Origin of the sequence: Cellvibrio sp. QJXJ, from assembly GCF_024452345.1 — a bacterium.
In the GTDB taxonomy this organism is placed as follows: Bacteria; Pseudomonadota; Gammaproteobacteria; order Pseudomonadales; family Cellvibrionaceae; genus Cellvibrio.
On the sequence record NZ_CP101662.1, the window covers coordinates 3083990 to 3096623 of the forward strand.

Annotated in this window: 10 protein-coding genes and 1 tRNA gene; 7 read left to right on the forward strand and 4 right to left on the reverse strand. The window is 50.4% G+C overall.

The genetic code is table 11. The features are described from left to right. Positions 1–14: 14 nt before the first annotated feature. From NNX04_RS13415 to NNX04_RS13430, 4 genes are all read right to left on the reverse strand, one after another. Positions 15–800 carry a tyrosine-protein kinase family protein gene (locus NNX04_RS13415; protein WP_007639472.1) on the reverse strand — a complete coding sequence of 262 codons (786 nt, stop codon included), beginning with the start codon at positions 798–800 and terminating at the stop codon, positions 15–17. A 15-nt stretch (positions 801–815) separates the two neighbouring features. Beyond that, entirely contained in the window at positions 816–2333 is a 1518-nt protein-coding gene (locus NNX04_RS13420; protein WP_151054893.1) for an XrtA system polysaccharide chain length determinant, read from the reverse strand. Between the two features lie 78 nt (positions 2334–2411). Further along, complete coding sequence (locus tag NNX04_RS13425) at positions 2412–2948, reverse strand: XrtA/PEP-CTERM system exopolysaccharide export protein (protein ID WP_007639470.1); 537 nt, start codon at positions 2946–2948, stop codon at positions 2412–2414. A gap of 127 nt (positions 2949–3075) precedes the next feature. Then, positions 3076–4476, reverse strand: coding sequence for a TIGR03013 family XrtA/PEP-CTERM system glycosyltransferase (locus NNX04_RS13430; protein ID WP_261946094.1), 1401 nt, complete (start codon positions 4474–4476; stop codon positions 3076–3078). A gap of 229 nt (positions 4477–4705) precedes the next feature. Between NNX04_RS13430 and tviB the strand changes: the two genes are divergently transcribed. The 7 genes from tviB (at position 4706) to NNX04_RS13465 (ending at position 12584) form a co-directional block, all read left to right on the forward strand. Continuing rightward, the gene (gene tviB / locus NNX04_RS13435; protein WP_261946095.1) at positions 4706–5980 is read left to right on the forward strand and encodes a Vi polysaccharide biosynthesis UDP-N-acetylglucosamine C-6 dehydrogenase TviB; all 1275 of its coding nucleotides are present in this window, start codon (positions 4706–4708) and stop codon (positions 5978–5980) included. Positions 5981–5995: 15 nt separating this feature from the next. Then, the gene (locus tag NNX04_RS13440; RefSeq protein ID WP_007639465.1) at positions 5996–7003 is read left to right on the forward strand and encodes an NAD-dependent epimerase; all 1008 of its coding nucleotides are present in this window, start codon (positions 5996–5998) and stop codon (positions 7001–7003) included. 109 nt (positions 7004–7112) lie between these two features. Then, the gene (locus tag NNX04_RS13445; protein ID WP_261946096.1) at positions 7113–8039 is read left to right on the forward strand and encodes an XrtA system polysaccharide deacetylase; all 927 of its coding nucleotides are present in this window, start codon (positions 7113–7115) and stop codon (positions 8037–8039) included. Between the two features lie 127 nt (positions 8040–8166). After that, a tRNA-Arg gene (locus NNX04_RS13450) sits at positions 8167–8243 on the forward strand. A gap of 97 nt (positions 8244–8340) precedes the next feature. After that, complete coding sequence (locus NNX04_RS13455) at positions 8341–9747, forward strand: mannose-1-phosphate guanylyltransferase/mannose-6-phosphate isomerase (protein ID WP_261946097.1); 1407 nt, start codon at positions 8341–8343, stop codon at positions 9745–9747. A 13-nt stretch (positions 9748–9760) separates the two neighbouring features. Continuing rightward, positions 9761–11197, forward strand: coding sequence for a phosphomannomutase (locus NNX04_RS13460; RefSeq protein ID WP_261946098.1), 1437 nt, complete (start codon positions 9761–9763; stop codon positions 11195–11197). Positions 11198–11258: 61 nt separating this feature from the next. Continuing rightward, entirely contained in the window at positions 11259–12584 is a 1326-nt protein-coding gene (locus NNX04_RS13465) for a UDP-glucose dehydrogenase family protein (RefSeq protein ID WP_261946099.1), read from the forward strand. Positions 12585–12634 lie beyond the last annotated feature (50 nt).

The window sequence follows — 12634 nt, forward strand, 5'->3', positions numbered from 1 at the left end:
ACACAATTACTGCGTTAGTTATTGAACACCAGCCCTGCAAAACGCTCTTTCCCTACTGCATCTACTGCAGCGAGAACCTCATCCGTCACAGCAGAACCGTAAGGCACTACCAGAAGCGCATGATCACAGTATTTGGCGAGAATTCGCGCCTCTGTGGACTGCTGTACCGAAGGAGCATCCAGCACGATGAAACGATCGGGATAGCGCGATTTAATTTCTGCCACAAATACTTCCATGCGTTTTGAGTTAAAAAACTCAGCGGCTGATTCACTGGAACCCCCGGAAGGAATTACCCGCAACCGCTCAATACCACTGGGATAAATAATGTTTTTTAACGGCACAGTGTAATCAGTGAGATATTGGGTTAATCCCTCATTTACTTCTTGAGTGACATATTTGTCTGCCGCCGATGAGTAGGGATTGCAATCGACATAAAGCGCGGTCTTGTGTTGATCCAGTGCGAAAGTAGCAGCGAGATTAAAACCAACAAAACTTGAACCGCCATGGGTAGACACAGAGCTGACCAGTACCACCATGTTGTCGCTTTTGCTGCGCTCCAACAAACGAATGCGGACTTCACGAAATGCATTTAGCAGTTCGCGTTGGCGCATACCGGTGAAGATAACTTTCTTTTCATAAAGCTCGTCTTGCGTCCATAAACAAGGCAGCTCCATGTTTTTAATTTTTTCACGCTTGCGATGTTCAAGTACGGCGGTTTTGACTAATTGATCACTCGTCTCCACCAACGCGTCGACGCCTGCCATCAACTGTTTAAGACTGCGCTCTTTTGCCTGTTCCATGTTACCTACCCGGTATTAACCTGTGGTTATTTGCCAATAGACAGCGATTGCAACATACAAGGTCATTGCGAGTACGCTGGCGGCCAATATCAACAACATATCCTTCTTCAACAAACGATCACCCAGTGGTGAACGATAATGGGGAATAACACCAATCAACTGGATATCGTCCGGCAATTGTTTTTGCAAGGTGCGCGCCGAACGTAAATGCGGATCAAACATAACGTAGGCAACCAACAAACCTATAGGCAATAACAATCCAAGCAGCGGGCCGAGAAGTGCGAAGTGAATAAAATGTAATCCTGAAGGTTTGAGCGGGAAAGTGGCCGGCTCCTGAATACGATAGCTAACGCCCTGCCCTTCTATATCGAGCGTCATAGACAGACGTGCAGCTTCTTTTTTCTGCAACATATCGTCATAGGTTTTGCGAATAACATCGTAGTCGCGCGTTAATTCAGAAAGTTGTGCCTGATTGGCGGCGACGCGCTGTTGACGAGCGAACTCTTGCTCTTGCAACGCCATCAGCGATTGCATACGGCGTTTTTGTGAGCGCAACTCCACATCGGCGTTGGCGAGCTGTTTGCGCAATTCTTCATACAGCGGATTTTCGGCTTTTTGCGTGTCGGCATACATATCGCCAGAACCTTGCAGGCGAGCGATAGTTGTATCCAACTCAGCGATCTGCGTGCGGATGGAAATAATATCCGGATAACCTTCTTCGTAGCTGAGCAGTAGCTGCTCCAACTGAAGTGCAAGGGTTTGGCGGCGCTGACGCAAATCATCTACCTGACCCTTGGCCTGTAAATATTGCCCTTCTGAACCCAATTGCTGCTGGATAGTCTTGTAGCGCGCCTGGGATTCTTCAATGGTGATATTTAACATTTCAATTTCTTGTCGCAGCCCCGCAATACGCGACGCAACCTCAGCCTCGGTACCATCGGTATTTTGCGAATTGAAATCTTTCAGGCGCGATTCCGCTTGCTCCAACTGCTTTTTATAGGACTGCACCTGGGCATCGATAAAGTTATAGGCACCCAAACTTTCTGCGCGCTTTTTCTTCACCGTATCTTCCATAAACACATTAACGACGGTGTTCAGGACTTCAAAGGAACGATCCGGATCATTGGCAATGTAGCTGATTCTGAAATAGGAGCGATTGCCTTCCGCTTTCACGCTGAGGCCACTGCGAATCCGGCGAATTGCCTGTTCTTCCTGCTCCTGGGTTGCATTTTTATCGACCATCCCGACTTCTCTGGCCACTGCCAGCATAATGCCGCGCGTCCAGATAATTTCACGCGCCTGTTCAGAGCGATCAATTTTGGTCATTTCAGCAGAGCCCTTCAGCAGCGGCTCAATAATGGTTGTCTGGTCGGCAAACAACACCGCTGAAGTGGTGAACTTTTTAGGCCAGGTAATCCCCAGCAGTAACACCAGAGCACTGACGGCGATAAACAGCACCACGCAGATGTAGCGAAACCTGACCAACTCCGCCCGCAATGAATTCAATAAGTCTTTGAGATAGGCTTTATCCATGAAACATCTCTTGATATGCAAGCACCGGAGCGCTCACCAATTTAGTTATCTGACTCACACAGTAGAAAACCAGGAAAATTAAAAGGCGCGCTCCGGGATGCTAACAATATCCGAGGGCTGCAAATCATAATTTGTTGCCACCTCGCCATCGGCCATCAGGTCATCCAGACGAATGCGGTAAACCTTTACCTCACCGTTGATACGGCGGTAGAGCTTGGCATTGTTGGCCGACGCAAACTCGTTCGGGCCGCCCGCCATAAGTACCAGATCCAGCACCGTCATACCCTCGCGATAGGGGATAGACTGGGGCGCCCGGACCGCACCGGTAATACGCACGCGACGCTGGAAATCAGAACTGCTGGGATTGGCCACAATCACCGTCACTTGCGGATTGCGTACATAAGAAGACAAACCCGTGGTAATCGCTGCCGAAAGTTCGGTGGCGGTTTGGTTGGCTGCCAAAATATCACCGATTAGCGGCATGGAGACCTTGCCATCCGGGCGCACCGGAACTGCCAGCGATAACTCGGGGTTGCGCCAGACGTTAATCTGAATAGAATCGCCTACACCAATGCGGTACTCGCTAAGTAAACCCGTCTCCGAGAGGGGTGGCATATCGGAAGGCTTGCTGCTACTGCAGCCCGCAAGAACTACCAGACTTATTAACTGAACAAACCAGACGATTTTTCTCACGAGACATCTCCTTCGCAGTAGTTGCGATAATAATGGCGGTGCAGATCGATCAATGCACACCCTTGCCTAACAAAACTATTTCCACCGTCTGGATCATGATCAACATATCCATGAGAAAACTGTGGTTTTTGGTGTAGTAGAGATCGTACTGAAGCTTGTTCTTGGCATCTTCGACGGAGGCGCCATAGGGATACTTAAGCTGCGCCCACCCCATTAACCCGGGCTTCACTTTGTGACGAGTTTCATAGAAAGGGATCTGCTTTGCAAGATCTACCACAAACTCAGGGCGCTCAGGGCGCGGCCCGACGAAAGACATCTCGCCCACGAGTACGTTGTAAAGCTGGGGCAACTCATCCAAACGGGTGTTGCGAATAAAAGCGCCGACGCGAGTAACGCGCGCATCATTTTTCTTCGCCCATACCGCCCCGTTCTTTTCCGCGTCCTGACGCATACTGCGAAACTTGTAAATGCGAAAGCTTTTCCCGTTAAGCCCGACGCGGGTCTGGAAATAGAGTACAGACCCGGGGCTCTCCAAACGTACCGCAATGGCGGTGAGCAACATAAAGGGCCACAACACCAGAAAAAATAGTGACGCCAGTGTCAGGTCAAAAATCCGCTTGGCAATCGAGCGTCGTTTGGAGTATTTGAAACCGTCGGAGAACAGCATCCAACTGGGCTGCAACAGCGTGATATCAATCTTGCCCAGCTCGCGCTCACAAAAGCTCAGTGCATCGCTGGAAGGTACACCAGCCAATTTGCAATCGAGAAATTCACTCAGCGGGAATGCATTACCACCGCTGCGACGACGCTCGTCCGGGGCGATAACAATTTCGGATATCTGCGCAGCTTTTACATAGGCCAACCAATCAGAGGGCTCGGCGATAACCAATTCAGAGTTCACTGCCAGCACTTCACTGGCACTAGGCACACAGCCCACAATTTTCACGCCTAAGGCATTGACCTCTGGCGCCAGGTCTTCGAGCAACTTTTGCGCGCGGGCGCCTGCACCGTAAATGATGACCCGACGCTTGAGTTGGTTAGCATCAACCATTTTTACAAAGATAAAGCGGGTGACTATGACAACCGCGGTTGAAATCAATACCCCCCAAAAAATCAATGCCTGCGGGATCAGTCCCCCCAATAGCGCACTGATAACAAATAAACCCAAACTACCCAAAAGGAAAAAACTAACCAGTGTGCGCAATACCATGCTCGAGAATCCCTCTCGCACCAATGCGGTATAGACCCCCATCGATAAAGTACAACAGCTCAACAGCGCCGCGAAAATCACCAGCGCCAAGGGCGAATATTCCAACTCACGAGCCGGATCGGCAGACGCTATTAATTGGCTTGCCGCCCAAAAGGACAAACCCAATAAAATAGCTTCAGCAATACCGAGGAAGAGATAAGGCAGATGAATATAATGTTTATTAAGTCTGATGTAAGACAAATGCGATTCCTTCAGGCGAATTGTGTGGGTAAATCTTTTGAAGCCGCGCATTATAGCGACATTGTGTTACAAAAGCTCGACCAATAGTGACGGCATTTTGTCACATCAACCAAACACCTCACGGCAAACCCAACAAGTGTCAGGATACATGTAGAGTGATGCAAAAATTCACCTCAAATGTGGTAACTTAGCGCACCTCTGGATTCACCCTTCGCTAAGGAATTTTCCCATGCTCGCAAGCAACCCTTCGCTTTGCATTATCGGTTTAGGTTATGTCGGTCTACCACTCGCCGTGGAGTTTGGCAAAAAGCTCAACACCATAGGTTTTGACATTAATCCAACGCGGGTTGCGGCTTTGCACCAAGGCGTTGACAGCACACTTGAATTGAATGCCGAAGAGTTGGCAGAAGCCACTCTCATCAGCTACACCACCCGTGAAGAAGATATTAAAGGCCGTGACGTATATATAGTCACAGTTCCCACCCCCATCAACGACAGCAAACAACCAGACCTGACACCACTGGAAAAAGCTTCCGCACTGCTAGGTCGAGTCATCAGCAAAAATGCCGTGGTGGTGTTTGAATCCACTGTTTACCCCGGTTGCACCGAAGAGATTTGTGTACCGATCATCGAAAAAGTTTCCGGGCTGAAATTCAATGTGGATTTTTTTGCCGGCTACAGCCCCGAGCGCATCAACCCGGGCGACAAACAACACCGCGTACACAACATCACCAAAATCACCTCAGGCTCAACACCGGAAGTAGCAGAGTTCGTCGATCAGCTATACCGCAAAATTGTAGTAGTCGGCACCCACAAAGCCAGCAGCATTAAGGTTGCCGAAGCCGCCAAGGTGATCGAAAACACCCAGCGCGACATTAATATTGCCCTGATTAACGAGCTGTCGCTGATTTTCAAGCGTCTCGATATCGACACTATTGAAGTGCTGGAAGCCGCAGGGACCAAATGGAACTTTCTACCCTTTCGTCCCGGCTTGGTCGGCGGCCACTGTATCAGTGTTGACCCTTATTATCTGACCCACAAAGCACAACAAGTGGGCTATAACCCAGAAGTGATTCTCGCTGGCCGCCGTATTAACGATGGCATGGGCACCTTTGTGGCTGAGTCAGTCGTGAAAATGATGACCCAACGCAAATGCCACGTGGTGGACTCCAACATCCTGATCATGGGTCTGACCTTTAAAGAAAACTGCCCCGACCTGCGCAACACTCGCGTAATCGACATTATTAATGAGCTCAAAAACTACAACGCCAATGTCCATGTATTCGACCCTTGGGCCGACGCTGCCGAAGCACAACATGAATATGGCCTGGACTTGATTGAGTCACCCAAAGCCAACAGCTATGACGCCATTATTTTGTGTGTCGGCCACGATAAATTTCGTGCGATGGGCGCCGCGGAAATCCGCGCGCTAGGTAAAGATAACCACGTGCTGTTTGATGTAAAACATATTCTCCCTAAAGACGCGGTAGATGCCCGTCTCTAAGCTCAAGGAAAACTCATGAAAGTATTGGTCACAGGCACCGCCGGTTTTATCGGCTCCACACTTGCCAAACGTTTACTCGCTCGCGGCGACGAGGTTATCGGAATCGATAACCTCAACAACTACTATGATGTACAAATCAAAAAAGACCGCTTGGCACACCTGACCGGCAATAGCGCGTTTACCGATATTCGTTGCAATCTGGAAGATAAAGCCGCTATCGATAATGTGTTCAAAACCCATAAGCCGGATCGCGTTGTTAACCTCGCCGCTCAAGCAGGCGTGCGCTACTCACTGGAAAACCCCCAAGCCTATATTGATGCCAATATCACCGGCTTTTTGAATATTCTGGAAGGTTGCCGCCACTTTGGCACTGACAACCTGGTCTATGCCTCCAGCAGCTCGGTCTATGGCATGAATACCTCCATGCCATTTGATGTGCACAACAACGTCGACCACCCCGTTAGCCTCTACGCGACCAGCAAAAAAGCCAATGAATTGATGGCCCATACCTACAGCCATCTGTTTAAGATCCCCACCACCGGCCTACGCTTTTTTACCGTTTACGGCCCTTGGGGCCGCCCGGACATGGCACTGTTTATCTTTACCAAAAAGATTCTTGCCGGTGAACCGATTGATGTATTCAACTACGGCAATCATCGCCGCGACTTCACTTACATTGATGACATAGTGGAAGGCGTAGTGCGCACCCTGGATAACGTTGCCACACCCAACAGCAACTGGAGCGGCAACCAACCCGACCCCGCCACCTCCAGCGCGCCGTACCGCATTTACAACATCGGCTCTAACAACCCGGTTGAATTGTTGCGCTACATTGAAGTGCTGGAAAATTGCCTGGGCAAAAAAGCGATCAAGAACTTGCTGCCACTGCAAGCGGGCGATGTGCCGGACACCTACGCCAATGTGGATGCACTGATTGAAGATGTGGGCTACAAACCAACTACGCCGGTAGAAGTGGGCATTGAAAACTTTGTGAAGTGGTATAGAGATTATTACAAGGTCTAAATAAAGAGCCACAAGGTTTAAATGAAGAACTACGAGGCTTAAAAAATCAAAACGGCATCGCAAGATGCCGTTTTGCTGACCGGATACCACTGCAACCCAAGAGCAGCCAATGATGAACAAAAACACCATCACCCATGCAATGACCGTTGATGTAGAGGATTACTATCACGTCGCCGCGTTTGCCAAGGTGATAAAGCCCAGTGACTGGGATAACTGGCCATCCCGGGTTGAACAGAACACTGAGCGGTTATTGCAGCTTTTTGCAAATCACAATATAAAAATTACATTTTTTATTCTTGGCTGGGTGGCGGAAAAATACCCACAGCTGGTAAAAACCATCAGACAACAGGGTCATGAAATAGCATCCCACGGTTTCAGCCATCAACTTATCTATAACCAATCACCGGAAGTGTTTCGCGCTGAAACCGAAAAATCCAAACAAATTCTGGAAGACTTAGCGCAAACCCCAATTACCGGTTATCGCGCTGCCAGCTACTCCATCACACGCAAATCACTATGGGCATTGGATATATTGGCCGAACTGGGGTTCACCTGGGACTCCAGCATTTTCCCAACGCGCCATGACAACTACGGCATTCCCGGGAGCCCCGAAGAGCCCTACCGGATTATCACCACCAACGGCGCCAGCCTGCTTGAATTCCCACTTACTACCGCCAAAGTAATGGGCCAAGCCATTCCAGCTGCAGGTGGCGGTTATTTTCGTCAGTACCCTTACGCACTATCCAAATGGTTATTTGCGCGCGCCAGTTTGAATCAGACCAAACCACAAATTTTTTATCTGCACCCCTGGGAAATAGACCCGGAACAACCACGCGTGCCTAACGCCAGCTGGTTCAGCAACTTTCGCCACTACACCAACCTTAAACGCTGCCTGCCACGCTTGGAACAAATGATTAGCGATTTCCAATTTGGCACTATGAGCGAGAGCTTGGGCACTGCCAAAGTGCACAAAATACTTACTATTCATGAGCTCGCCGCCAACACCGGTAATAAACAATCGCCAGCGTCGACCTAGACGACGTTGATCAACAACAGTAGAATCGCGCCCCTCACGGTAAGGTTGGACGATTATTTGCAGGTAATATCGCGCAGAAGTCGTCGTTGACAGGTCGAAAACTGCAAGAACAGAGTTATTTCATTCAGCACCCGTAGCTCAGCTGGATAGAGTAGCGGCTTCCGAAGCCGTTGGTCACAGGTTCGAATCCTGTCGGGTGCGCCACTTTTTATTCTTCATTTACACTCTAGGCACCGTTTGGCTCTGTCTGCCCACACACAACAAGGTGTCGGGCATACACAACCCCCCCAAGGAGGCAGTGATGATATTACCCGTAATAATGGCTGGTGGTTCAGGGAGTCGCTTATGGCCACTATCCCGCGATTTAATGCCCAAGCAGTTTTTAAATCTGGATGGCAAATCCACCATGCTACAGGCGACAGTCAAACGCCTGAATGGCTTGGATACCCTGCCACCGCTGGTAATTTGCAACGAAGAGCACCGCTTTATTGCGGCCGAGCAACTGCGCCAAATTAACCAACTCAACAACAATATTATCCTTGAACCCGCCGGTAGAAATACCGCCCCTGCCATCGCCCTGGCGGCTATGGCTGCGCTGAAAAAAGGCTTGGATCCACTGCTGCTGGTTCTGGCTGCCGATCATATTATTGTGGATGAGCAGGAGTTCAGGCGTATTGTTTCAGCCGCCATTCCATGCGCACAGCAAAACAAACTGGTTACCTTTGGCATAGTGCCGACCGCCCCCGAAACCGGTTATGGCTACATCCAAGCGTCAAGCTCCATGGCAATTGCCGGTGAAGAGACCGCTTATGCGGTTAAACAATTTGTCGAAAAACCTAACTTGCAGACCGCCGAGCAATACCTTGCCAGTGGCGATTACTACTGGAATAGTGGCATGTTTTTATTTAAAGCCAGCGTGTATCTGGACAACCTCAAACAATACCGTCCGGATATTTTTACGGCGTGCGACCTGGCGATGGCCGATGTCGATCCGGATCTGGACTTTATCCGCGTCCATAAAGAAGCTTTCTTACAGTGCCCCGATGACTCCATTGATTACGCGGTGATGGAAAAAACCGACAGCGCAGTTGTTATCCCCCTAAATGCAGGCTGGAGTGATGTCGGCTCCTGGTCTTCGTTGTGGGAGGTATCGGAAAAAAATACCGACGGCAATTCACACAAGGGCGATGTGCTGTCGTTTGAGAGCCACAACAATTATGTGTTTGCCGAGACTGGCCTGGTCGCTACGGTCGGCCTGGAAAATACCATTGTGGTGCAAACCAAAGATGCAGTACTGGTGGCCTCAAAAGACCACGTCCAGGATGTAAAAGCCATCGTAAATAGCCTGAAAAAAAGCAGTCGCCCGGAACATCGCGTGCATCGCGAAGTCTATCGCCGCTGGGGCAAGCAGGACTCTATCGATACCGGCTATCGCTATCAGGTAAAACGCATCACGGTGATGCCGGAACAAAAAGTTTCCATGCAAATGCACCATCATCGCTCCGAGCATTGGATTGTGGTATCCGGCACCGCCAAGGTGAGCATTGATGGACAAGAGGCGTTGCTGTCTGAAAATCAGTCGGTGTACATCCCCTTGGGTACTGCGCATGCACTGGAAAATCCCGGCAAGATTCCCCTTGAACTGATTGAAGTTCAATCCGGCGCCTATTTAGGCGAAGACGACATTGTGCGTTTCTCTGAACGTTGAGGCGGGCTTGATTATGACAAAATCACTAGAACAGATTATTGGCGAGAGCGGCATCAGCTTCGGCACTTCCGGTGCGCGCGGTCTGGTGAGCGACTTTAGCGACGATGTTGTCGCAAGCTTTGCACAAAGTTTCCTGAGAGTCATGCAGGGCGAATTTCAGGTTAGCCGTGTCGCGATTGGTATTGATAATCGCCCCAGCAGTCCGGCCATGGCCGCCGCCTGCGCGGGTGCTGCCCAGGCATTAGGTATCGCCGTGGATTACTACGGTATTCTGCCCACGCCAGCACTGGCCTATCAGGCAATGCAAAACAGTGTGCCGGCAATTATGGTGACCGGCAGCCATATCCCTTTTGATCGCAACGGCCTGAAGTTTTATCGACCCACCGGTGAAATTACCAAGGCCGATGAGCTGGCAATCGTTAGCACTGATAGCGAATTGACGAGCTATACAGCCGTATTGCCCGCAATCAACCCGCTGGCGGCCGCGAACTATATCCAGCGTTACCGCGATGTTTTTGCCCCCGGCATTATGCAGGGTTTGCATATCGGCCTCTATGAACACTCCAGCGCCGGGCGCGATCTCTATGCCGACCTATTTCGCAGCTTGGGCGCGCAAGTGACTAGCCTGGAGCGCACCGATACCTTTGTGCCCATAGATACCGAAGCTGTGGCGGAGGCCGATGTAGAAAAAGGCCGCCGTTGGTCACAGGAATATGGGTTTGATGCGCTTTTTTCCACCGATGGTGACGGCGATAGACCACTGATCGCCGATGAAAATGGCCAGTGGCTGCGCGGGGACATTGTCGGATTGCTCTGCGCGCGCCAACTAGAGATCAGCGCCTTGGCCGTTCCCGTTAGCTGCAATACCGCCATCGAGAAATGTGGCGCCTTTGCCAAGGTGACTCGCACCAAAATTGGCTCGCCCTATGTGATTGCAGCGCTGGAAGAACTCGCGCCGCACTTCGCATCCATTGCCGGCTTTGAAGCGAACGGCGGCTTTTTATTAGGCTCGGATGTGCAACTCAATGGCAAACTACTGAAAGCCCTGCCCACCCGCGATGCCCTATTGCCGGGCATCGCCTTGATTGCGGCAGCGGCCAACACCAAAATCTCAGCTCAAGTTGCCACCCTGCCAGCGCGCTTCACCGCCAGCGATAGAATCCAAAACATCCCCACCAGCAATAGCAAAGCTTTTCTGGCTGAAGCCAGTGAGGATCAGTCAGCCCTGTTAAACCTGCTGGAGATGAACAGTAAAACTGTCGATTCCATCAATACTACCGACGGCCTGCGCATCAGCTTTCGCGCAGGTGAGATTATCCACCTGCGCCCATCGGGTAACGCCCCGGAGCTGCGCTGTTATGCCGAGGCGGACAACCAAAAGACCGCTGCCACATTGGTGAAAAACGTACTTGATAAACTTCAGGTTAGATTGACCCAAACATCGACCTGAATATGAACCGTTTTTTCTCTTTGTCTTATAAAGCATCTTATTTACAAGGAATAAACTCACCATGAAAGTTACCGTATTTGGAATTGGTTATGTTGGCTTGGTACAAGCCGCAATTCTCGCCGAAGTAGGCCACGATGTTGTCTGCGTCGATGTGGATGCTGACAAAGTGGAAGCCTTGAAGAAAGGCCAGATCCCTATTTACGAGCCAGGCCTGGAACCCTTAGTAAAAGAAAACTTCGCCGCAGGCCGACTGAGCTTCACTATCGACGCCGCATTGGGTGTTAAACACGGTGAAGTACAGTTTATCGCTGTTGGTACACCGCCCGATGAAGACGGCTCCGCCGATTTGAAATATGTACTCGCGGTTGCCAGCACCATTGCCGAGCACATGGAGTCGCACAAGATTGTGGTGGATAAATCCACCGTTCCGGTCGGTACTGGTGACAGAGTCAAAGCCAAAATGGCCGAGGTGCTTGAAAGCAAGGGCAAATCGCAACTGACCTTTGATGTGATTTCCAACCCGGAATTCCTGAAAGAAGGCTCGGCAGTTGCCGACTGCATGAAGCCAGATCGCATCGTTATCGGCACTGACAACAAAGATGCCGAAGATGTGATGCGTGAACTCTATGCCCCCTTCAACCGCAACCACGAAAAAATTATCGTGATGGATGTGCGTAGCGCCGAGCTGACCAAATATGCCGCCAACTGCATGCTGGCCACCAAAATCAGCTTTATGAATGAAATGGCCAACCTCGCCGAAATTCTGGGTGCCGATATTGAAGCGGTACGTCACGGCATAGGCAGCGACCCCCGCATTGGCTACCACTTTATTTACCCTGGTGTTGGCTACGGTGGCTCCTGTTTCCCCAAAGATGTTCAGGCGCTGATCCAGACTGCCGATCAAATCAAGTTCGATGCCAAAGTCTTAAAAGCGGTAGAAGCACGTAACAACGAACAAAAAACCACCTTGTTTGCCAAAATTAACAAGCACTTCAATGGTGACCTCAAAGGCAAAACCTTTGCATTGTGGGGGCTGAGCTTCAAACCCAATACCGACGACATGCGCGAAGCCCCCGCACGCGTACTGATGGAAGCACTCTGGGAAGCTGGCGCCAAAGTACAGGCATTTGACCCCGAAGCGATGAACGAAACCCAACGCATCTACGGCAATCGCGATGACCTGCTGCTCTGCGGCACCAAAGAAAGCGCCCTGAAACATGCCGATAGCCTGGTTATTGTCACCGAATGGCAAGCGTTCCGTGCACCGGATTTTGACTTAATCAAAGAGATGCTCAGCCAAGCAACCATCTTTGATGGCCGCAACATGTACGACCCTAAACGCTTAGCAAAACGCGGCCTCACCTATTATTCTGTTGGTCGTCAGTAACAGCCGCTATTTGGGATTATTGCCAGCGAGCCGAATGCTCAGGCTTACTG

Bases quoted from the DNA above. Each gene is read 5' to 3' on its own strand.
- NNX04_RS13415 (WP_007639472.1), bottom strand. From the start codon at position 800: ATGGAACAGGCAAAAGAGCGCAGTCTTAAACAGTTGATGGCAGGCGTC.
- NNX04_RS13420 (WP_151054893.1), bottom strand. From the start codon at position 2,333: ATGGATAAAGCCTATCTCAAAGACTTATTGAATTCATTGCGGGCGGAG.
- NNX04_RS13425 (WP_007639470.1), bottom strand. From the start codon at position 2,948: ATGCCACCCCTCTCGGAGACGGGTTTACTTAGCGAGTACCGCATTGGT.
- tviB (WP_261946095.1), top strand. From the start codon at position 4,706: ATGCTCGCAAGCAACCCTTCGCTTTGCATTATCGGTTTAGGTTATGTC.
- NNX04_RS13440 (WP_007639465.1), top strand. From the start codon at position 5,996: ATGAAAGTATTGGTCACAGGCACCGCCGGTTTTATCGGCTCCACACTT.
- NNX04_RS13445 (WP_261946096.1), top strand. From the start codon at position 7,113: ATGATGAACAAAAACACCATCACCCATGCAATGACCGTTGATGTAGAG.
- NNX04_RS13455 (WP_261946097.1), top strand. From the start codon at position 8,341: ATGATATTACCCGTAATAATGGCTGGTGGTTCAGGGAGTCGCTTATGG.
- NNX04_RS13460 (WP_261946098.1), top strand. From the start codon at position 9,761: ATGACAAAATCACTAGAACAGATTATTGGCGAGAGCGGCATCAGCTTC.
- NNX04_RS13465 (WP_261946099.1), top strand. From the start codon at position 11,259: ATGAAAGTTACCGTATTTGGAATTGGTTATGTTGGCTTGGTACAAGCC.